This is a genomic window from Chryseobacterium balustinum (genome assembly GCF_900168205.1).
GTDB classification, from domain to species: Bacteria; Bacteroidota; Bacteroidia; order Flavobacteriales; family Weeksellaceae; genus Chryseobacterium; species Chryseobacterium balustinum.
This window is the reverse complement of sequence record NZ_FUZE01000015.1, coordinates 33,863-55,410: the sequence shown is the minus strand read 5'-3', so window position 1 is coordinate 55,410 and position 21,548 is coordinate 33,863. Positions and strand designations below refer to the sequence as shown.

Annotated in this window: 19 protein-coding genes; 4 read left to right on the top strand and 15 right to left on the bottom strand. The window is 32.5% G+C overall.

Annotated elements, in window-relative coordinates:
• The first annotated feature begins 42 nt into the window (after positions 1-42).
• From B5X64_RS15425 to B5X64_RS15410, 4 genes are read left to right on the top strand one after another with little or no spacing between them, the layout of a single operon-like run.
• A complete protein-coding gene (locus B5X64_RS15425) occupies positions 43-354 on the top strand; it encodes a hypothetical protein (protein WP_079466081.1) in 312 nt (103 codons plus the stop codon).
• 2 nt (positions 355-356) lie between these two features.
• Positions 357-656 (top strand): cyclic-phosphate processing receiver domain-containing protein, encoded by a 300-nt coding sequence (locus tag B5X64_RS15420; protein WP_079466080.1) that lies wholly within the window; start codon positions 357-359, stop codon positions 654-656.
• A gap of 58 nt (positions 657-714) precedes the next feature.
• A complete protein-coding gene (locus B5X64_RS15415) occupies positions 715-1,629 on the top strand; it encodes a helix-turn-helix transcriptional regulator (RefSeq protein WP_079466079.1) in 915 nt (304 codons plus the stop codon).
• Positions 1,630-1,639: 10 nt separating this feature from the next.
• The gene (locus tag B5X64_RS15410; protein ID WP_079466078.1) at positions 1,640-2,803 is read left to right on the top strand and encodes a PDDEXK-like family protein; all 1,164 of its coding nucleotides are present in this window, start codon (positions 1,640-1,642) and stop codon (positions 2,801-2,803) included.
• A gap of 69 nt (positions 2,804-2,872) precedes the next feature.
• Here B5X64_RS15410 and B5X64_RS15405 read toward each other — a convergent pair whose 3' ends face one another.
• From B5X64_RS15405 to B5X64_RS15335, 15 genes are all read right to left on the bottom strand, one after another.
• Positions 2,873-3,223 carry a DUF2493 domain-containing protein gene (locus tag B5X64_RS15405; RefSeq protein ID WP_079466077.1) on the bottom strand — a complete coding sequence of 117 codons (351 nt, stop codon included), beginning with the start codon at positions 3,221-3,223 and terminating at the stop codon, positions 2,873-2,875.
• 163 nt (positions 3,224-3,386) lie between these two features.
• Positions 3,387-4,892, bottom strand: a complete 1,506-nt coding sequence (locus B5X64_RS15400) for a DUF7017 domain-containing protein (protein WP_079466076.1) — start codon at positions 4,890-4,892, stop codon at positions 3,387-3,389.
• Positions 4,870-6,975 (bottom strand): ATP-dependent DNA helicase, encoded by a 2,106-nt coding sequence (locus B5X64_RS15395; RefSeq protein WP_079466075.1) that lies wholly within the window; start codon positions 6,973-6,975, stop codon positions 4,870-4,872. Before B5X64_RS15395 ends, B5X64_RS15400 begins: the two co-directional genes overlap by 23 nt.
• Before the next feature lie 12 nt (positions 6,976-6,987).
• Positions 6,988-7,272 (bottom strand): hypothetical protein, encoded by a 285-nt coding sequence (locus tag B5X64_RS15390; RefSeq protein ID WP_079466074.1) that lies wholly within the window; start codon positions 7,270-7,272, stop codon positions 6,988-6,990.
• Positions 7,273-7,368: 96 nt separating this feature from the next.
• The gene (locus tag B5X64_RS15385) at positions 7,369-9,069 is read right to left on the bottom strand and encodes a response regulator (protein ID WP_079466073.1); all 1,701 of its coding nucleotides are present in this window, start codon (positions 9,067-9,069) and stop codon (positions 7,369-7,371) included.
• 3 nt (positions 9,070-9,072) lie between these two features.
• Positions 9,073-9,726 (bottom strand): hypothetical protein, encoded by a 654-nt coding sequence (locus tag B5X64_RS15380; protein ID WP_079466072.1) that lies wholly within the window; start codon positions 9,724-9,726, stop codon positions 9,073-9,075.
• A gap of 1 nt (position 9,727) precedes the next feature.
• Positions 9,728-10,870, bottom strand: coding sequence for a hypothetical protein (locus tag B5X64_RS15375; protein ID WP_079466071.1), 1,143 nt, complete (start codon positions 10,868-10,870; stop codon positions 9,728-9,730).
• A gap of 2 nt (positions 10,871-10,872) precedes the next feature.
• Positions 10,873-12,081: a reverse transcriptase domain-containing protein gene (locus tag B5X64_RS15370; RefSeq protein ID WP_079466070.1), complete on the bottom strand. Its 1,209-nt coding sequence runs from the start codon at positions 12,079-12,081 to the stop codon at positions 10,873-10,875.
• Between the two features lie 383 nt (positions 12,082-12,464).
• Positions 12,465-15,917 carry a DEAD/DEAH box helicase family protein gene (locus B5X64_RS15365; RefSeq protein ID WP_079466069.1) on the bottom strand — a complete coding sequence of 1,151 codons (3,453 nt, stop codon included), beginning with the start codon at positions 15,915-15,917 and terminating at the stop codon, positions 12,465-12,467.
• Between the two features lie 57 nt (positions 15,918-15,974).
• A complete protein-coding gene (locus tag B5X64_RS15360) occupies positions 15,975-16,538 on the bottom strand; it encodes a PIN domain-containing protein (RefSeq protein ID WP_079466068.1) in 564 nt (187 codons plus the stop codon).
• Complete coding sequence (locus B5X64_RS15355; RefSeq protein ID WP_079466067.1) at positions 16,528-16,983, bottom strand: helix-turn-helix domain-containing protein; 456 nt, start codon at positions 16,981-16,983, stop codon at positions 16,528-16,530. The genes B5X64_RS15360 and B5X64_RS15355 overlap by 11 nt, the downstream gene beginning before the upstream one ends.
• Positions 16,984-17,113: 130 nt before the next feature.
• Complete coding sequence (locus B5X64_RS15350; RefSeq protein WP_079466066.1) at positions 17,114-17,425, bottom strand: hypothetical protein; 312 nt, start codon at positions 17,423-17,425, stop codon at positions 17,114-17,116.
• Between the two features lie 5 nt (positions 17,426-17,430).
• Complete coding sequence (locus B5X64_RS15345) at positions 17,431-18,612, bottom strand: restriction endonuclease subunit S (protein WP_079466065.1); 1,182 nt, start codon at positions 18,610-18,612, stop codon at positions 17,431-17,433.
• Positions 18,612-20,165, bottom strand: a complete 1,554-nt coding sequence (locus B5X64_RS15340) for a class I SAM-dependent DNA methyltransferase (RefSeq protein WP_079466064.1) — start codon at positions 20,163-20,165, stop codon at positions 18,612-18,614. The genes B5X64_RS15345 and B5X64_RS15340 overlap by 1 nt, the downstream gene beginning before the upstream one ends.
• 109 nt (positions 20,166-20,274) lie before the next feature.
• Entirely contained in the window at positions 20,275-21,522 is a 1,248-nt protein-coding gene (locus B5X64_RS15335) for a DUF2130 domain-containing protein (protein ID WP_079466063.1), read from the bottom strand.
• Positions 21,523-21,548 lie beyond the last annotated feature (26 nt).

Below are 21,548 nucleotides of genomic sequence, written 5' to 3'. Positions count from 1 at the left end.
TTGTCTGACTTAACTGATAAATTTGTTTTCCAAATTAAAAAAATGGAGATTCTAAATAGTAATAAATTCAAAATTCAATCAGGTTTTATTAAGTCTTTATTTATTGTTGATGATGAAAATAAAGCGGACGCTAAATTGAAGATCAATGAAAAATTATTTTTTGAGAAACTCCATAGTTTTTTGCCGGACTTTGATTGGGAGCTAGATGCAACTCATTTCAAAAAATTAGAAAGCTTATCTCTTTATCATAAGTCTCATCGAAGTCCTTCAGAGCCGGATATTTTAATTGAACTTTCTTTGTTTGAAGAAGCAATGAATGATGGAAAGAAATACGTTATAAAAATTCAATCTTAATAATGGTAAATTTATATTTAGACGATGTAAGAGCATGTCCAAAAAATTTTCTTTTAGTTACCTCTTATGATGAATTTGTTAACTTCATTCGACATAGGGGATTCCCAAATTTTATTTCTTTTGATCACGACTTGGGGTTAGGAAAGACAGGATACGATTGTGCTAAATTTTTAGTTGAGTATTGTTTGGAAAAGCAGCTTGATCTTCCATGTTTTTTTGTTCATAGCCAAAATCCTGTTGGCAAATTGAATATAGAATCACTCCTTAAAAATTTTCAAAAATTTCAAAAAAAAGAAAAATAGTTTTTTTAAAGGTCATTTTTTGACCGACTTAAAAATTATCTTTAGGTAAAATTAAACCATGGCCAATAGACAAGATACGCTTTTAAGGTTGACGTACATTGTGAATTTTTTACAATCAAAAAAAGATGGAGCTGATTATTATGAAATAGCTAAATATTTGGAAGAACGAGCCTACAGAGAAGGAGAAGAGCAACTTCCATTTAGTGAAAAAACTTTTCAGCGGGACAGGAAAGTAATCAAAGAAGTTTACAATGTCAATATTCAGTTTAAAAACTCAAATAAAAAGTTTCATGCACTTGATCCTGATTCGGATGAAACTAATTCTACATTGTTGGATACCTTTATTCTGATTAACGCCTACAAGCAAATTGGTAATCACCAAGATGTAATTATATTTGAAAAAAGACAAGCTTCCGGACTTTATAATTTTGATGAATTTGTTCATGCGATTCAAAATTTAAAAAAAATTTCGTTTGAATATGTTCGGCATTGGGAAAAAACTGGAAACAGAAAAGTGGTTGAACCGTATGCTCTGAAAGAATTTAGAAACCGCTGGTATTTATTGGCCGTTGATACTCAAAAATCTGATTTTGAATTAAGAATTTTTGGACTAGATCGAATCACCAATTTAGAAATACACCATGCACAATTTCACAAGCAAGAATATGATATTGAAAAGATGTTTGTTAATTCATTTGGGATTGTTTCTACAGTAGATGTTGAGCCATTAAAAATTGAACTTTCTTTTATTACAGGGCAAAGAAAGTTCGTAAAATCGCTTCCTATTCATCATTCTCAAAAAATATTGGTTGATGATGAAAACAATTTTAAGATTCAGTTACGGCTGGTTCCCACCTACGACTTTTACCAAGAATTAGCCACACACGCAGAAAGACTGATAAAGATTGAACCCCAAAATGTAAGAAACGAGTACGTTAATTTTTTAAAGAAAGGAATAGAAAATTTATTATAAAAAAAGAAGAATGGGAAGAGAAATTATTGATAGTCATAACAAAATTTCAGCTCAGAATGATTTTACTTTTTTAAAACAAATAAAGCAACTTATTGATTTTAATAAAGAAAAGGCGATTTTATCGGGAGAGAATTTTAATATTTTTTCCATTATGAGCATGGAGTCCAATGAAGTTTTTACACATTCTGCATTGATAGCTGAACTCTTAAATCCAAAAGGAAGTCATGGAATGGGAGGTGATTTTCTAAATGCATTTTACACGATTGTTCTTCAAGAACAATTTACATTAAAATTGGATGAAGTGATTTGCGCAAAGGAAGAGCATATTGGTTTTAGAAATGAGGATCAAACTTTTGGTGGTAGATTGGATATTGTTTTAAAAGATTTCAATAACCATGGTTTTGTCATTGAAAATAAAATTTACGCAGGAGAACAGTTAAATCAGCTGTTGAGATATAAAAACAAATATCCAGATGCAAGTTTATTATATCTTACTTTATTTGGAGAAAGCAGTAAGCAGATCAGTTCAAATGGCATAGAATATATGTCTATTTCTTATAAAAATGATATTAAAAATTGGATTGAAGAGTGTACAAAATTGTCTTTTAACAAACCAATTGTCAGAGAAACTCTGCAACAGTATTTAAACTTAATAAAAAAATTAACTCATCAAACAACAAACAACGAAATGAAAGAAAAAGTTATTAAAATTATATCTGAAAATTTTGAAGCTTCACGGGAGATTTACAGTAACTTTTTAGAAGCCTTAAGTCTTAAACAGTTAGAGCTTTTAAATTTTACATCTAAAAAGTTTAATGAAGAGATGATAAAGAATTCTCAGTTTGATATTAATGCTAAAGTTTATGAAAAGAATGATTTAGATGTTCTAGAAATCGATTATAAGAATGAAATTAGAATTCAATTTAGAATTAAAAACTTAAGAAACCCTCTGTTTTTAATAGGCTTAAACAAAGATGGGACCTCAAATGATAAATTAGATATTTTGATAAACAGTTTTGGATTTAAAAATGTAGATTGGAAAACAGATGATTGGGCATTATTTAAACATGAGTTCCCAAATTTTGGACAGTCAAACTTTCAAGATGATAGACAGGTTTTAGAATATGTATTGAAAATTATTCATTGCTTTAATGCTTTGAACGGTAGTGAATAGCGATAATTAAAGGCAAGGTATACCAAATAAAAACAGTTCGATTAAAGTTAATTGAACTGTTTTTGTCATTTAATAGTTGATGATAAATAATTTTTTTTCCAAGTTTTTAGCCTTTGTAATTGAGTCTAATGTTCCTCTAGATTTGCCATTCCAAAATGCAAAAACAATATCGGAAGTTTCAATAATTTCTGTATTTCGATGTAAGGCCGCAAGTCTACCATGCTTTTTATGATTGGGTTTGTAAATAATCATATCAACTTGGAGTTCTGCAGCATACTTTTCCGCTAGAGTATCCGCGCCCTTCGCTCCACCCGAAACAATAGCATTTAGAAATGATTTATTTTCAATGAAATTATTAAGCGTTTTTTTCAAAAGATCATAGTCGTCAAAATCTCGACCGCCTACTATTGCAATGTTCATACTTTAAATTTTCTACAAAAATAGATTGTAGGTTAGTCGTAAGATGACCACTTAAATGGGCGTCCTAAGATTTTTCACAATATTAAAACAGCTTCTCATTCTTACAAAATGATTTTTAACTAAAGGGATAGGTCAATTATTTGATTAAAGATTTAGATGGCGATCATTGAAGTTTTAAAAAATTCCAACCTAAAGTTTCTTTTTCTTTGTTGTATTTTCTAATGGCTACAAAGTCTATGTTTTCACCGTCTTTAAAATTATTTTTTTCAATTAAAGTTTTAGGGAAATAAACATCTTCTAGAAAGCCAAAACCTTTAGGATTAATTTTCAAAATTCCAGTAATTGATTTTAAATTTTTATGTTTCATTGAATCATCAGTTCCTTTTTTGAGAGTATTTAATCTTGAAATATTTTCTACAGAAAATTGTGAAAACCGAACATTTAACACATCACCAACAAATATTTTTAACTTCGGATTTATTCTTTCGTGTTTGAAGTGACTTGTTTTATCATCTGCTGTGATAAAATTGATAATATTTTTATCATGGTTAATATGTGATACAAATATGTTTTGTGATGGAAGATTCGAAAATAAAATGGTGTCTACTTCAGAGGTTTTGCTATTGTAGAAAGAATTATTTGAAATAGTTTCTACAATTGAACTGAGTCTTTCAGAAAGCAATAGATTAGTTACTTCTGCGGGCACTTTTTGTTGATATTCTTCTTTTATTTTTTTTATCTTCAGCAATTCGCATTTGGCTTCTGGAAGCATATTTTTGCTTAAAAAATAGTTTGCCATTCTAAGATATAATCCAGTTTTCATTTGTTCTACTCCTCTTCCCGATTTACAAGCTTGGCAAAGGCAAGATAATTTTTCTTCTTCGGAATCTACAATTTGACTCATTAAATCCCAAACCCAAAATTCGGTAGCTTTTTTTTGAGCAAATGGCAGATAACTTTTCTTCAACTCTTCTTTTTCTCCAATTGCTAAAAGCATTTGAGCTTTGAAATATATTAGGTAGATATAATCAGAATGCTCTTCTACAATGTCATCAATCTTTTGCACATTTGCCAGCACAACATTTTTTTCTATTTGATTTTCTTGATTGGGTATCAGTGCTTTGTAATATGCAGTATAAACCTGCTCTGCAATAGACATAATCATTCTACCATTGGGCAAAACTTCTTTTTCAAAATCTTCGGGTCTTAAATTTTCAAGATTCCACCAATTTATAAAAGAGATATACTTATCTCTATTGGTTTTGAGAGCTTTATGTGCCGCTTTCAAAAGAAAGCTATAACTATCTGACGGCTTAGAATAATGAAAGTTTTTTGCAATGTCAATAATATTGAAAACCTCAGAGAATGGAATATTCTGAAGTTTTAATAATTGAAAAAGAAAAGTTCCTATTTTCCAAGAAATTGTATCAAAAAGCATTGTTTCATTTTCGGGAAGATTTAACTCTTTAACTTTAATAAGGTATAAAATAAAATTCTTAATATCTGATTTTTCAGCATGGTCTTTTAAAAACATCCAATATACCCAACTGATGTTTCTTTTAGCGTAAATATTATCTTGATTTTGCTCTAAATCTACCGTAGCCAATTCTAAAGCCTCTTGAAGTTTACCAGACTGTCTAAGTTCTTTAATTTGTTGAGATTGTAGCATATTCTGTAATTTTTTCTATTAATTTTATCAATTTTTCATCTTGTAGATGACCGGAAGTTTTTACTATTGCGGTTGTAAATTCTTTGGATTTTTTGAAACAGAATTGAATGTAAGATAATTTGTTAAAGGTTTCAAAATAATAGGCCACGTTATAATTTTCTAAATTTTCGACAACATTGTAAATCTGTATTCCCAAATCTGTACAAGCAGCTGAAATAATAGAATAGATATCTTCTAAGAAAGCTTCTGAAGCTTTGTATGCAGATGGAAATTGCACTTGATTCGGTTTTATCAGGACTTCTTGTAATTTTTGAAACGGTTCATCATTTCCGGCTGTAAGGATGAAGTCTTTCTCGTAAAATCCAGATAACTTATGAAATATTTGCGCAGATACTAATTCGTCAAAATATCTGAAAGTATATTTCTCACAGTATTCTTCAGAAATAATACTTTCGATGATAAAATCTGAATCTTCAAGTTTTTCTAAAACATTCCAATACAACCAACTTTTACATTTGTGGGCTGTAACTTGATGAAATGGTGACGTCGGTACTTTTTCAAAATTTAAAGCGTTATTTGGCACCGATGAGATACTTTCCACATTTGAAAATTTCAGTTTATAAAATTGTCCAAAATCAGGAAAATTAATTGCATATAAAATTTCAGAAGCTCTTGTTGTTGAAGTATAAGACCATCGCAAAGCGTCTTTTGATAAACTTGCTCTTCCAGAATAATCTACAAAGACTTGCTTCCATTCTCCACCTTGTGCTTTATGACCTGTGATAGAGTAACCATACTTAATCCGAATTGCATTGTAGAAATCATCGTTTTTCAGAAAATTTTTAAATTGCTCAGAATTAATTTTTGAATTTGGATTTACATCTCGAAATCTCATGAGCGTATTGATGTAAACCGCTTTCATTTCATCTATTTTTAAATCTCTACTCGTAGATTGTAACAGTGTTTCATTAATGTAAGCTTCAACGTCTTCATCAAAATCAGGCAATCTCAAAGTTACTTTTCTATAAGTAAGTTCTATTACTTTTTTCTTTTTCTCTCCATTTACATCTACAAAAACGGGAGCAGATTGTTTTATAATGTCACCAACATTCACAACAATTGCAAATTCTCCGTTGTAAATTTCGGTTTTGTATTTATGATAATTGTTATTTATGATTTGTACCAAATCTCCTACGGCAATATTTGGTGAATCTGGAAAATATTTTTCTCTAATTTCCTTGTTATACCAATAGTTTTGCGCGTTAGAGTAATTAATAATCACCCCATTGTCAAAATTTGGTTTAGGAAAAAGTGCGCAATATTTTTCTACAATATTTTTGCTGTTGAAATTGTGACAAGATTCTTCATCAAACTTAAACTTCAATTCTCGCTTAGTGGGATGATCTATGCAGTTTCGTATAGACATTGCGTTTTCTAAAATCAAATTATCTTTTTGTCTCATTACTTGAGTAAGAAACACTTCTCTTACTCCAATTTTCTTTTCAGCAAAAAAAGAAGTTTCTAAAGCCCAAGAATTGTTATCTCCAACTGGAGCCAACTGGGCGGGATCACCGATGAAAATTATTTTGTTATTAGTGTTATTATGAAGCTGAGCAAACGTTAGCAAATCGTTCAGTAAAATGTTGGAGCCAAATGTAAAAAGTTCATTTTTGTTTTCTCTGGAAGAGATCATAGAAGCTTCATCTACAATAATGATGGTGTTTAGTTCTAACTTGACTACTGGAAAATAATATTGAAAGGAATGTTCTGCAAGATCTTCTTTATCAGAATTAATGGTCTGTAAATTATCGAAATCATAAATAGTTGAATGGATAGTTTTACCATATCCTGTTTTATTTCTCAATATCTTGGCTGCTCTACCTGTTGGTGCGCAAACCAAAAATCTCTTTTTCTCTGCATTTAAGGCATCAATAATTCCTTTTACCAAAGTCGTTTTTCCAGTTCCAGCATAACCCTTTAATAAAAATACAGAGTCATTGCTTTCCAAAAAATCTTCTAAATTTTGGATGATGTTTTCCTGATCGGTATTAAGCGTAATTTGAAAAAAAGATCTGATTTGCATGTTAATCTAAATTTAATGGTTTTCCAAAAAATATTTGACTATTTCTTTTGAATGAAAATTAAGTGAGCCACAGATACCATTTATTCTGGTCACTTTAAGATCACCATCAAGTAGCTTTGTCTTCCCTTCCTCATTTGAACAGAGATATTGATTATTAGTTGAAACAATATCTAATTTGAACCAAAGGTTTTCATCTCCCTGCAAAACAAATCGATCTCCAGTTTTTAGGGTTGGAGCTGATATTTTCTTCTCTTGACCATTTAATGGCCGGTTAATTTCTAGGTTTAGATATGACATACTTTTATGCTTTTAAATTACCAGATTTTATGAAGATTTGTTACTGGAACAAAGATGTTTATTTATTGTGCAATGGAGGTGCATAGAACTATTTTATCATTCTTTCAAATCACTAGTTATAAGCACTAATATTTCTAAAATTAAAATAATTTCATTTTCTTCAAAATGATGTTTAGTACCATGTATAAAATCATTTCGGTATTTTGTGACTTTGCCAAGTTTTGTGATTATAATATCGTTATGATTACACAGCTCAAGATAATTTATCATTATGTTGGCAGTAGTTATAAAAAATGTGGGTTTGTCACTTTGATTATTCGGTGAAAAAAGACCTTTATTTTCAATAGAAAATTCAGTATTATAGGAATATCTATTCATACTAATTTCATTTATACCAAGAGAATAGGAGTAGTTTCGATAATTCAAATAGTACTCATTTTTAAAGTTTTCTAGAAAATTGAAACAATTAAGGAAAACTATATCTAATGTAGATTTATCATTTATATCAATTTTTTTAGCGGCAGATTTTATAATATTAGTTTGGGAAGATAACAAGTGCAAGAAAGTTTCAAAGCTCGTGTCGTCAATATAATCAGTCTTACAGACGTTATTATTTATTTTATCTAGTGAAACAAATACATTTTTTAGAAATTTTTTCTTATTTGCTATATCTAACTCATAGGTGAAAGACCTAATAATTTCTTCTGTAAATTTTGATTCAACGCTATTTTCTGGTGATTCCTTAACAATAAATCCGTCTGTACCAGCCTTTTGTAAAGCTTGTAAATTCCAGATTTTATTGGTTGCTGAAAAGATAATTACCTGAATTCCTGGATTGATTTTCTTTATTTCTTTTAAAATTTTCAGACCTGTAACTTCTGAAACATCATCAGTAAAATCATTTTCATGTAAACGGAAATCAAGAATTACAATGTCTGTATCTTGTTCTTTTATTTTATCCAATGAAAGATTAATGATTTCTTCTTGAGATTTATCTTTTAGCTCATCACCCAAATAATCAAATTCCTGTACTTCGTTTATGTCAACTAAAATTTTACAAAAGATCTCATACCAACCTTTATCTGCTTCGTCGTCAATATATAGAATTTTTGAATCCTTTAAGTTTCTAATTTTGAGTTCATTTTCTTCAATTTTAGGAAGATCACTTACAGGAAAAATAGTTTGTAAATATTTAAAGTACAATTGATTCTCAACTTTGTTTTCAATCTGGTCAATATCTTTATCTGTAGCGCCTATCGTATTAGCCCAGCGATAAATTGCCCATTCATTAGCGATGGAATGATGAGTTTTGTAGCTTGTAGAAGGTTTCAGATTTACATTTTTCAAAGCATTAAGATAATCTCTCGACGAGAAATCTTTTAAATCCAACTTCTTTAAAAATGTGCTTATCATTTCATAATTAAAATCTACATAATGCACATTGGGGCATTTAAAAAAATTCGAATAATCACAATGCTGAAAAAATGATGAAGTTGATTCAGTTCCGAGAAGTACTATTGCAAATGGCTTATCTTTTTTTATTAAATGGAAGTACCAAAAGAGGGCAAACTCTATCCCGTCGTAACTCATATAATTGGAAGAATCAAAAACAGTAGGAATTAACAGAACATCAAAAGAATCAGCATCATATTCAAATTTGGAAGGCAAATGTTTTTCAATCTGTTCTTTGCTAAATGTGTGTATTTTGATTGATTCTTCGTTGCTCATACTTTTAAGTAAGGCAATTTCAAATCTATCTTCAAATCCTGACTTCTGATGAAAATAAATAGTATTCATACTTTAATATTTTCCTATTAATTTTTCTATTTGAGATTTTAAAATCTCTACTTTAATTTCTTCTTTTCCAATTTTATTTTTAATCCATTTCATTAATTTACTTTTATCGACAGCAAGTTCTGGTTCATTTATTCTGGTGTAAATTATATCTTCAATTTCGTCTAAATCATCATCATCAAGTGTTTGATTGTCGGGTTTATCAAAAAGATATTTTATTATTCTATTTTGTAATTCTAATAATGAATTTAATAAATAACGTTTTCCGTAAATTAAAAGAGGAATATTAATAGATTTATTTTTGTTATTTTGCTCTAAAAATAGACTTAAGTTATTATACATATCCCCGCTATCTACATTACCTGTGTACACTTGTTTATCGATCAATAAATTATTCTTAAGACCTCCACTAAAATAAACAAAAGGTATTTTTTTTCTCAAAAAATTCTCTTTTACCAAATCACTTGTAATCCTTCTATTTGGAAAGTTGTAAGATTTGTGAAAAAGAATACAAGTAGCATCCTTGAAATTATCGTCAATATATTGATCAATATTTTCATCCGAACAATCAAAAATTGCTTCTTTTAGAACTGGATTATTTATACCTTCACTAATGTATTGAAGCATTCGACCTTTTCTATCTTCAAATAAATAAATCATTCTATATATTTTTGTATAATTTTAGAATATGTTTTAATCCTCCAATTTTATAATCTAATTCTGAAATAATATTTCTAGAAATTACATTTTGTTTATTTTTAATTTCGATCACGGTATTTTCATCTAAACACGTGATTCGGTAATTCTTTTTATTATCCAATTCTGTTTCAATTTCCCAATCAGCTACACAAAATAAATTTTTTTTGGTTTTATCAAAATCTCCTTGCTGACCCATAATTTTGAGACTATCTGGGGCATATGACATATAACTATCTTTATGGAAAATTTCAAATTGATAAAAACCATCTTTATCCACTAAGTCAAAAGTTACCTCATTCGATTTCGCTTTATTTATATTAATCCACTCTATAATTTGTATTATAGCATGAAAAAACAAGTTAGTATCGATATAAGTATTTAAAGTTTGTCCCATATTTCTAAATCCATCCAAATACTTTGGCTTTACATCTTTTGATAATCTGGTTTTAATTAATTCTTTAATCCTGTTGAAAAAATTAAAGTCACTCACATCAGTTCTAAATTCTATAACATTTTTAAACTGATCGATAAATATATTGAATGATTCTCCATTAATCTCAGCAGTATAAGGATGAATGTTTGGATGAATTTCGCACCAACTTTTTATATCAGACCAAGTGTAATTTATGTTTTCATTGTAATTTTTCCAGCATGGATATCTCTTACCATTATTGTCTTCTGTCAAAAACAAAAAATTTCTAATATTGGAATATGTCAAAAAATTAATGTTAAGTTTTGCATTTTTTGGTAACAGTTCCTTCGCATAATGTAAATAATCCTGATAATTAAACTCTTGATTTTGATCTGGCTTATGTGTAAACCATTTTAGATCATCATTTTTACTAAATTCATTAAGGAAACTTACCATGGATTTAGGATCATGTTTATTTATGAAAATTTCAGTCTGTTTATCTTTATTATAAATACTGGTCTCGCCCCCAATGCTCTCCTCCAACTTCTTCACCCTTTCCTCTAGTTCTTTTCCAAAGACGCCATCTTTTTTTATTTCCTCTTTTGTAAGCATCAAAATCCGCTCTCGTTGAGCGGGTTTTAATTTTTTATTTTCCAATAATTCTTGGATAAAGTCGTATTTATCTTTTGCCATTTTTATACGATTTTTGAATATAAATCCATCGCTTCATCAATCCCATTTTCTTCCCAGACTGCCAGTATATTTTCTACATCAACATAAGTTGAGGATAAATTATCAAAACGTTCTTTCAACTTCAAATAAGTCGAATTTTCTACTCCTTTTACCATAGAAAGATAATTTAGCTTACCCACAATGACTGCTTCCATAAATTCCGGTGTGGGAATAGCTTTTTTTACATGCGTTTTGTCTTTTATGTAAGATTTCAAAAACAATGATAGTCCTTTGTTTGTACCATAAGTTTCACAGAAGTACAACCACATTCTTAGCTGTTTGATGTACTTCTGTGAAACATTGACCTGTTTATTTACTGTAATCCCTGTCACTTCTTGTCTTACTGTAGATTTCTGTAAACGAACTTTACTTTGGTTAATGGTAAAGTACTGCTCAGATATAATGCGCTCCATTTCTTTACGAAACTCACCATCTTTTTGATATACATTGTGCATCGAACTAAAAGTAATATCATCTGCATACCGACTATATCTCACCCCAAATCTATTGGCAAGACCCGTTAATCTACGGTCTAATCTTTCACAAATAATATTGGTAAGAATTGGAGATATAGGTGAACCTTGTGGAAGAACTCTTTTCACTGTTTTTATGATTTTCCCATTTAATTCCCGCTCTACCAATATGTTTTCGCAAGCTAGCCAAGCAATATAATTGCCGATTTTTTCATTCCCATTTTCTTTTTTCAAATTAAAAGGTGGAAAACTTAAACGGTTCAAAACTCTTCCTATTTCTATGCTTGGGAAAAAGTCTTTTAAATCGATATTAAAAACGTAATTGTTATTGCAATGCAACTTGGCATTATCTACCACAGATTTACCTTCAACAAAACCATAAGCGTTTTGATGAACAGTGTATGTACATTGTAAAATTAAGTTAATACATCTCAAAAGAATCTTGAGCTCAGGTTTAGGCGAGTGAATGGTTCTAGTGCCTCCATTTTTTTTCTTTATCTTAAAAGTTTTGTAACGATTTTTTGAATTTGGATGGGCTAATGTTTTCAATAGATATTCCGAAATATCGAAATAGGTCTGAGGATACACAATACTTTGACAGTAATTCAAAACGAGACAAAAGTCTGACACATTTTTTACCCATCTGAAAGTATCAGAGATTATTTTTTTCTGCTCTATTGTAATTTCTTTTGTAACCATGTTATTTGTGTCATTCTTCGAAGCCTGTTTTTGTTTTCTTTATCTATTCAATTATAAAAAAATAAGTGAGGGTTTTTACTGAGATCAGTTGTTGTGCGTAGCGCCCCATCGAAATAAATAATAATAAAATTCCTATTGAAATAATAAATAAATAAATCTCAACTGAAGAAAAATCTACAATAAATGATCACCAAACCTTTATTCCGAAGATTTACATCTCCGGAACACCTGCCGATTTTTGGGAAAACTTCCAACAGCAGGCAAAATCAAAATCTTAAAACAGGCTTTTCAAAGAACTTCTTTCTTGTTTTATAGTGCAAAACTAAAACACTTCTGTGCAACACAAGTGCATAGATTAATTATTTTACCTTGTTTTTTGGAGCTTATGCAATTTCAGCACTTTGATAAATTTCATCGACCAATTTTATAATTCTGGCAGATTTCTGATTTTCTTCAAAAACTCCGAAAACACCTTGGTCATCGAAATCTGTAAAAGGAGATTGTGTAAGCATATGTTTTTCCAAAACACCATTTTTATTGAGATAATCTACTATTTTCTGCACAAATAAAATTTGATTGGCATTAAGATTTTCTTCCTGTATGAAATTTGCGAAATGACGGTTTGCAGCTTCGATGTCTAATCCCAAAACGCGGCGTACAAAAATTCCCAGGGATTTAGTTCCATATTCTTTCTCAATCTCTTGAGTATAAAATTTTTCGTAGGTCATAAACTCTTCCAATGCTGTCAAATCGTTTGGTGAAATAGGAATATTTCTGTATATTTTATCAATAACCAAGTGATTTTTATTCTTTCGGATAAAATTCTCTACTCGATCTTTATAGCTTTGGAGTGTGGTATAGTTTTCCAGAAGATCGCGCTCTTTTATAAATTCAGGGTTTAATTCATCTTTGAAGTTTGAGTAAACAATCGGCTCTTTTTGATCATCTTTTAACAAATGAATCAAGCCACGAAGATCTTCCCGTATTTTTTCTAATTTCTTAAGATTAACTGTACTCCAAAATTCTTCCGAAATGATTGCGTTTATAGTGTTTTCTTTGGCTTTAACTGATATGATGTTTTTTTTCTTTTGAAGTAATTCTCCAACTCCTCTAATGTTTTGAATAAGATTGATTTGCTTTTTAGAAGCGTTTAAAATCGCTAACTGAAGCTGATAAATGATGAGATCAAATTTCTTAGCCAGCTCGTCTTTATCTTCGGTGTACGAAACCAAATGCGAAAGATGGTTTTCAATTTCAATGATAGATGTATTCGTAAGATGCTCCCAGGCTTTTTTGTCTTTATATTTCATTACAAATTCCCAGTGCTTTCGCACTTCAAAACGACTCTCATCAAGATTCAGGATTTTCTGATGTAGCTCATTGGCATAAAGATTGGCAAAATCTGAATCTTCTTGGTTTGATTCGGGATTCGTTCTGATACTTTGAACAACTTCTAACTGCGCTATAAAAAGCTGTTGTTGCAAAGATTTTGATCTTGTCGCAACCGTACCTTCCGGGAATTCATCAAAAAATTCGAAATTAGCACAGATGTCGAAGATCAGAAAAAATTCTTTGTCTCTTCCTGTGCCAAACAGGTCTGGGCAAAGACGTGTCCCCCGACCAATCATTTGCCAGTATTTTGAATAGGATTTTACTTCTTTGAAGAAAACTAAATTGACAACTCTTGGAGCATCAACACCCGTGTCCATCATATCTACAGAAACAGCAATTTGCGGATCTTTATCATCGCCTTTATCGAAACAAAATTTTTCTAAAAGATCCTGGGCTTTGTCTTCATAATTGTCAATAACCCGTAAAAATTTTCCGTTGTATTCAGGATAGTTTTTATTGAATCTGTCTTCAATGAAAAGTGCGTGTCTATGATTTTTAGCGAAAATAATCGTTTTTCCTAATTTGTCACCTTCCTCTACATGAAGACCGTTTGTCATCAGATAATCTAATACCAAATCTACTGTGTCCGTATTGAAAAGGAAACTATTGATTTTGCTTTTTCCAATTATCGGATTATCATCATCCTCTTCGGAAGCAGCATCAATACCGAAGAGATCATCAAAATGCTTTTTGTCTTTATCGCTAAGTTCTTTATACTTTACACCTTCTCGGGGGAATTTTACGGGTACTGTAAACGCTTTTGGTGGCACCAAATAATTGCTGTTTACTGCATCATCTAGCTCATAAGAAAACGTGGGATTATCATCTTCAATCTCAAAAAGATGGTAGGTATTGATGTCGATATCTTTCTTCGGGGTGGCCGTTAAACCGATCAAGATAGAATCAAAATAATCAAATATTGCCTGGTATTTTTGATACACAGACCGGTGCGCTTCATCAATAATAATTAAATCAAAATGTCCTACGCCATACATTTTTTGCTCATCTACTTTTGATGCATCAATCCGGTTCAGAATCGTAGGATAGGTGGAAAACACCACACGGGCGTGCAGATCTTCTTTTTCCTTAGTTAAATCTATCGCAGACAAATGAGGCAAATGCTCTTTAAAAGCATTTTTGGCTTGTGTTACCAATGCATTGCGGTCTGCGAGAAACAGAATCCTTTTTGCCCAGTTGCACTTGGTCATCATATCTACAATGGCAGCAGCTGTTCTTGTTTTTCCGCTTCCGGTAGCCATCACTAATAAGGCTTTTCGGTTTTTACCTAGTAAATTGTTATTTTTTTCAGTAACCATTGCTTCGGCAACTCTTTGAATGGCCTGCAACTGATAAGGCCTACCTACAATGTCGGTATTCACCTGAAAAGAACGAAGATCCAATCTTTCTTCTCTACGCCTGATCAAGGATTGAAGCTCTTCTTTTTTGTAAAAGCCATATACTTTTCTCGGGATGTTGAATGTATCGTCCCAAAGATAAGTGTTGAATCCATTGGTATAGAAGATGAGTGGTCTTTGTCCAAATTTATTTTCCAGACAGTCTGCGTATAAGGAAGCTTGATGTCTCCCTTTAGTAGCATCACTCAATGTTTTCTTAGCTTCCACCACCGCGAGGGGCTTTCCGCTGTCATCCCATAAAACATAATCTGCATATCCAATTCCAGATGGATTGGTAGAGATCGGCATTCCGTGTAATTTATATTCAATATTGACCCCTGGTTCAAAATGTTCCCAGCCTGCTTCTCTTAACAGTAAATCAATGAGAATTTTTCTGGTTTGGAGTTCAGAAGTGAGTTCTGGAACAGGCTCCTGATTTTGATATTCCTGAATTCTCTGTTCCTTTCTTTCTGCTACATTGCGCAGATGTTCTTCTACCTGAGCTTTTAACCTGTTGTTTTCTTCCAGTAAAAACTCCTGCTCCTTCGCTGCTTTTTCAGCATCTTTTCTTTGCTGCTCAAATTTAGCAGAAAGCTCCTCCAGTTGTCTGGTAGATTTATCTTCAATATCACCATAAGGAATTAATCCTTCTCGGAATTCCGGAATATCAGGATTATCTTCACTATAATATTTGCTGACCCAAGAGAGAAAACGAAACGTGTTTTTTAGGCACTGCAATGCTTCCAAAGCTCTGATTTTTTTTCCGTGTGCCGCATCATTTCCAAATCGGCGAACGATGTCGAGCTCTGCCGACATACCTTGTTTTATAATTCCTTTGAAAACATCATTCAAAAGTAGAGATGCCAGTTTCGTATCGTAGGGAAACTCCAGATTTTCATCATTTTTGTATAACCAAAATAATGTTTTTTCCAAGGTGCTTCTACATAACAAAGCGGCATATCGTGGTGCCGTAAAGGTGTGAAGCTCTGCCTCAGTAATCTCTTCATAGAGCGAGGGAAATTCTTTTTGAAGAAATGTAAAGTTGGTCATATCTTATCTGTGTGAAAAAAATAAAATTACTGATAAAATTTGGGCTGTACAAGCTCATTAAAGCATTGCGTGCAGGTAATTTGCAGTATCTTCCAAACCTACTTTTCTCATGCTTTCCAGAACCTGATACTCATCCATTGCAGGATTTTTTTTGTGGAGAACCATTTCTTTAAATGCTTTAATGGCGACATCCTGATTCAAATCGATAATATCGGTTAAGAAATCATCTGCAGACTTTGCAGAAAGTCCGAATGTTGATAAATATTCTGCCGGAAAATCTTTCAAATTATTGGTCACGATAACATTGGCGTTACTTTTTATTGCTGCTGCCAGAACGTGACGGTCATCCACATCTTTCATTTCCAAATTCTCGATCAATGGCTCATAGTTTTGTACCAACGCATCAGGAAAAGCTGAATTCACACGTCTAATTCGTTTTTCGGCTTCCTTTTCATCAATATCTTTTTCCAACATTACTCTTTTCCACTCGCTGAAGATACCTTCACTCCATTTTGGGGTATATAGATCATAATGGGCAAACCAAAGTAACAAATCCCGGATGATGATGGGATAAATTACATTGGTGTCTAAGATTGCTTTAAATTTTACACTATGTATCATACAAACCGTCTTCTTCGTCTGCGTTCATCATATCGATCAGATGTTTCTTCTGTTCCTTTTTCATTTGATTTTGATAGCGGATGACATCTTCAAATTTTATTCTTCGGTGTTTGCCAACTTTTGTGAATGCAATAGATCCTTCTTCCAGTAGTTTTACCAAATGCGGTCTTGAACATCCTAAAATCTCAGCAGCTTTTTGAGTGGTTACTTCGGTTGCTACAGGAACAATAGAAATAGGTTTTCCTTCGCTCATTGCCTTCAAAATGTCGCCTAACAATTGTAAGGCGCGGGAAGGCAAAACGATTTTATCCTGAGTTTCTTCAATCTCAATTTCGGTTTCTTCTTTGTCGATATGCTCCAGTGCTGCTGCCAATGCGGCATAAGAAAGCTGGGCAGATTTCTGCTCAACTTTGGTTGGTTTTTTTAATATATCTAAGGCTTCCATAATCTTTAATTTATAGACACAAATATAAACGAAATATTTGAAATAAACGAAATAAACGAAAATTCAATATTTCTATAACTATTATTTAATGCTTTCTTTTTAAGACTTTAGAAAATCTATTGCGCTTCAGTTACTGCGTATTCTTAGCAATCTGCTTCAAACTCTCTGTAATGGCCTTGAAGTCTATGCTTTCTGCGGTGTACTCTAAACTGGCAAGGTTTGGCATATTGTAAAGTACCTTAGACTGGAGTTCTGAAATATCGCTACGTACACCATCTGTACTTTTCTCAATGACTTTTGCTGTTGCTATTAGCCTCTCCGCCTGTTCTTCTGTATCGTTCATTTTGCTGGAAATGACTTCTACCACTTCTTCTATATTATCGATTTTTTTGTTGAGACTCACCAGTTCGTTTAGGATGGATTTTAATAATTCTTCTGTCATTGGTTTTATTTAAAAGATTCCTGCAACAAACTCTGAAAAAGTGCCTCACTTTTTGCCAGACTTTCCTGTGCCATTTGTTTTTGGGCTTCTATTTTTTCAATTCGTTCTGCGAATTGGTTTTGGAGAGAGATTGGCGGAAGTATGATTTGAAACTTTTCAAGTTGCTCCTTAGTGATTGCCTCCATCACAGCTCCGCCTCCAGCTCCAATTTTTAATAATTGATTTTTAACAATTTTCGAAATCAATAATTGACTTAAAAACTTGTAATGGAGAATTTCAGGTCTTGGTCTTAAAATAGAAACGTGTTGATTTACTCTCGCAGGTAAAATATTTTTTGGTACAACTGTGCTTCTGCACACCGAAGCTCCTGTTATATTAAACAAAACATCATTTTCTTTAACAACAACATTTTTCAATTTTTCAGCTTGCTTATCAGTTATAAATGCTAAATCTTTATAATAAAATTTATTATCATATATATTCATACTCCTAATTAATGCAATCCCCTCCAATTGATAACTTTCTCTTCCGCCTCTTGGCGTAGCCCCACTTCCAATTTTTAAAGAGACATTTTTCATAACATCCTTCTCCCACCCCTTCTCATTCCTCACCGGATCGCCGAACATATCGATAAAAAGCGATTGGGTCAGCTGGTCGTATTTTTCTAGGAGCTGTTTGTTGTACGAGATAATCTCCTGTGCTTTGTCTAGCTTTGCAGCGATGGCTTTTTGGATGGGAAGTGTGGGAAGTGGGATTTCTAAATCTTTCACAATTCCTAATGAAATATTTTGTAATGCTACACCAACTGCCCGTTTTAATAACTGCTCTTTAATAGTTGAAAACCAATATTTTAAAAATTTAAGAAACAACCTACTTTCATCCACTACATTAATACCTAAAATTGCTTGATTGGTTGTTAAATCTATTTTTGTTATAGCTGTTTTTCCAACTGAACCATACATAGCTAACAGCAGAGTATCTTTTTTAAAAAATCTATTATTGATTGATCTCAAGCCTTCTTCCGTTATTACTTCTTCAGTATCATAAATAAAACCATCATCTGAAGTTTCCAAATCACTAATTTTTGCCCAAGGAATATTGCCATTATCCCAAAACTGCGAATTACTTCTCGAAGGAGTTCCTCCACTTTGCATTTTGCATAATTCACTTAATCTAACTTTCTCCATTATCCCAACAATTTTTCAAGTTCTGTAATGGCAATCTGTCTTTTAATATCTATGTTTTTGATGTCAGCAATCAGGGTGCTTGGTTTTTCGTGATGCACTTCTGCGTAAACGGTTTCTTTGTATCGGTTGATGCTCAGATCATAATCATTGGCAATAATGTCTGTTTTTGGAACCATAAAAGATTGCTGCGTTCTATCTGTATAGTTGTCGGTTAACTGTTTTTGGTTGATGGTGTTCCAATCCAAAAGTATGTTCGGGATATCACATTTCCCTGTGGTTTCCATTAAAATATTTTCGGGCTCTGTAAAACATTGCTCTAGTGCATCTTCTGAGATCAGGAGATTTCGTTTATCATCCAGACTGTAACCGTCGGCTTTCATATCATAAAACCATACATCTCCTGTACCTCCGGAATTGGTTTTGGTAAACAGTAAAATAGCGGTACTTACGCCTGCATAAGGTTTAAAAACACCACTTGGCATAGAAATCACACCCTGCAATTGCTGGTTTTCTACCAATTCTTTACGTATGCTTTTGTGTGCGCCCGAACTTCCGAACAGCACACCATCCGGAACAATCACTGCTGCACGACCACCAAGTTTAAGGTTTCTTAAAATCAATGACAGGAATAAAAGTTCTGTTTTTTTAGTCTTAGTCGTCTGAAGTAGACTTTTCTCCACTTCATCATAATCCAAAGCCCCTTTGAACGGTGGATTTGCCAGTACCAAAGAATATTTACTGGTGATGCTGTTGCTTTCTGCTAAAGCACTTCCTCCTATGAGGTTGGGAGTTTCTATCCCGTGAAGCTGTAAATTCATTGCTGCAATCCGCATCATAGAAGGATCGATCTCTATTCCGTTGAACATTTTTTGGTTAAAGTGTTCACGAAAATCTTTTTCTAAAAACCAATCATTTTGTGTTTCTCTGATATATTCACTTGCTGCTACCAAAAAACCGGCAGTTCCCAGCGAAGGATCGCATATTACATCATCTTTTTGAGGTTCCATAAGCTCCACCATCATCCTGATAATATGTCTTGGCGTACGGAACTGTCCGTTCGTACCTGCTTCTGCAATTTTGCTCAGCATATATTCGTACAGATCACCTTTTGTATCTTTTTTATCCAACGGCAGTTTATCAATCTGCTGTACTACTTTATCCAAAACTTTTGGCGTAGGAACCATAAAAGTAGCTCCTTTCATATATTCTGAAAACTTGCCACCGTCTGCACCAATCGTTTTCATAAAATCGAAAGCGGTAAGATTATCAATATGCACTTGTGGGCGCGTGAAAAGCAGAAACATCGTTTCCGGATCTTTATCTTTGAAATGGCTCCAACGCAGTTCTTTTTGATTTTCCGTATAGATATCTTCTTTAAGCGAAGAACCTAACTGGTTTTTCTCTTTTTCGATGAGAATCTGTTTGTTATCTAACTGTTTAAGGAAAATAAGATAGGTAAACTGTTCTATAACAGTGAGTGGATTTGAAATTCCTCCTGTCCAGAAGTCGTTCCATATTTTGTCGATTTGGGATTTTAATTCGCCTGTGATCATTGATTATAATTGTAATGGGTAAAAATAAGGATTAAGAAACAGCCTTCCAACAAAAGTTGTAATGAAAAGCTGTTCATGTAAATAAGCTGACGAAGTTTTTTTCTGATTCTTATTTCAGCAGTATGGAATCATACTCTTCCAAAAGATTAACTTCCTTGCCGGTGATCCCCGCAATATCTCCAGAAACGATGGATAGATTTTCTTTCATAATACTGATGTCTTTTTCGCGTTTTGCCCATAGCTTCTGGGTTACTTTTTTTTCAGCATCGAGCTGTGTAAGCATACCGTCGTAAATTTCTAAAATGCGTTTTGTTTTTTGAGAAAACTCGCCACTGGTGAAATAGTTGTACAGAATTTCCATTTTATCGCCACGGTTTTCGTTGGCTATTTTTATTTTTTGAGTTTCTATTAAAATCTGGCGAAGAACGACTACCAAAGATTTTACTTCTTGATAGGAACAGATCCAAATTCCATTGACCACATCAAACTTATCGATGTTTTTGGGTAATGTTTCCGTAACCAGCACTGCGATTTCGGCTTTGGCATTCAGCTGATCCTGTTTCAATTTGTCGAGCCATTTCTGGTCGAAATTTTTGGTGCGTTTTGTTTCGTAGATGATTTTACCACAATTTTGAAGCATGTCGTTGTTTACCGTCTGTAAAACATCTGCTCCCAAAGTTCCTTTCTGCACTTCATCAATCTTGTCCCATCTGAAGTTTTCCTGAAGAAAATCTTGCAAAGCCAATTCTAAAACTTCACCCTGTAATTGCATGGAGCCTTGTTCCTGTTTGCGCTTCATTTCTTCGGTCAGTTTCTTTTGGTCTTCCAACTGTTTTCTGAGTGTCGCCAGTTTCAGTTCGTTATCGTCTTCCAGTTGTTTTCTTATTTTTTCTTTTTCTTCAATAATTTTGATGTTTAGTTCTTTTTCAGTTTCTGCTTTGATTGCATCTCTCATTTCAGATTTTTCTCTTTCGAGTGTTGAAACTTGAACCTCCAGTTTATTGAGAGTCTTCACCTTTTCTGATTTTTCAGCAAGCTCTTTCTGAAGCAGATCAATGCTTTCTCTGTTTTCTTCTTCAATAGATTTTTTCAGTTTTTCCGAAATCTCTTTTTCAGACTGTTTTTTAGCTTTTTCTAATCGTTCAGCAAAAAGCTCATTTTCTTCTTTTTTCTTTTTTTCGAACTCAAGTTTTTCTTTTTCAAACTGCTTTTTGTCAATGGCTATCTTTTCTTCCTGCCGTTTGGCTTTCTCCTGAAATTCGTGTCTCATGCTGTCTTCAATTTGGTGCTTCAGTACATCATTTACATCAATTGATTCTCCGCATTTAGGGCAAGCGATTGTAGTTGAATTTTTCATAATAGTTACTGTTGTCTATGTTAATG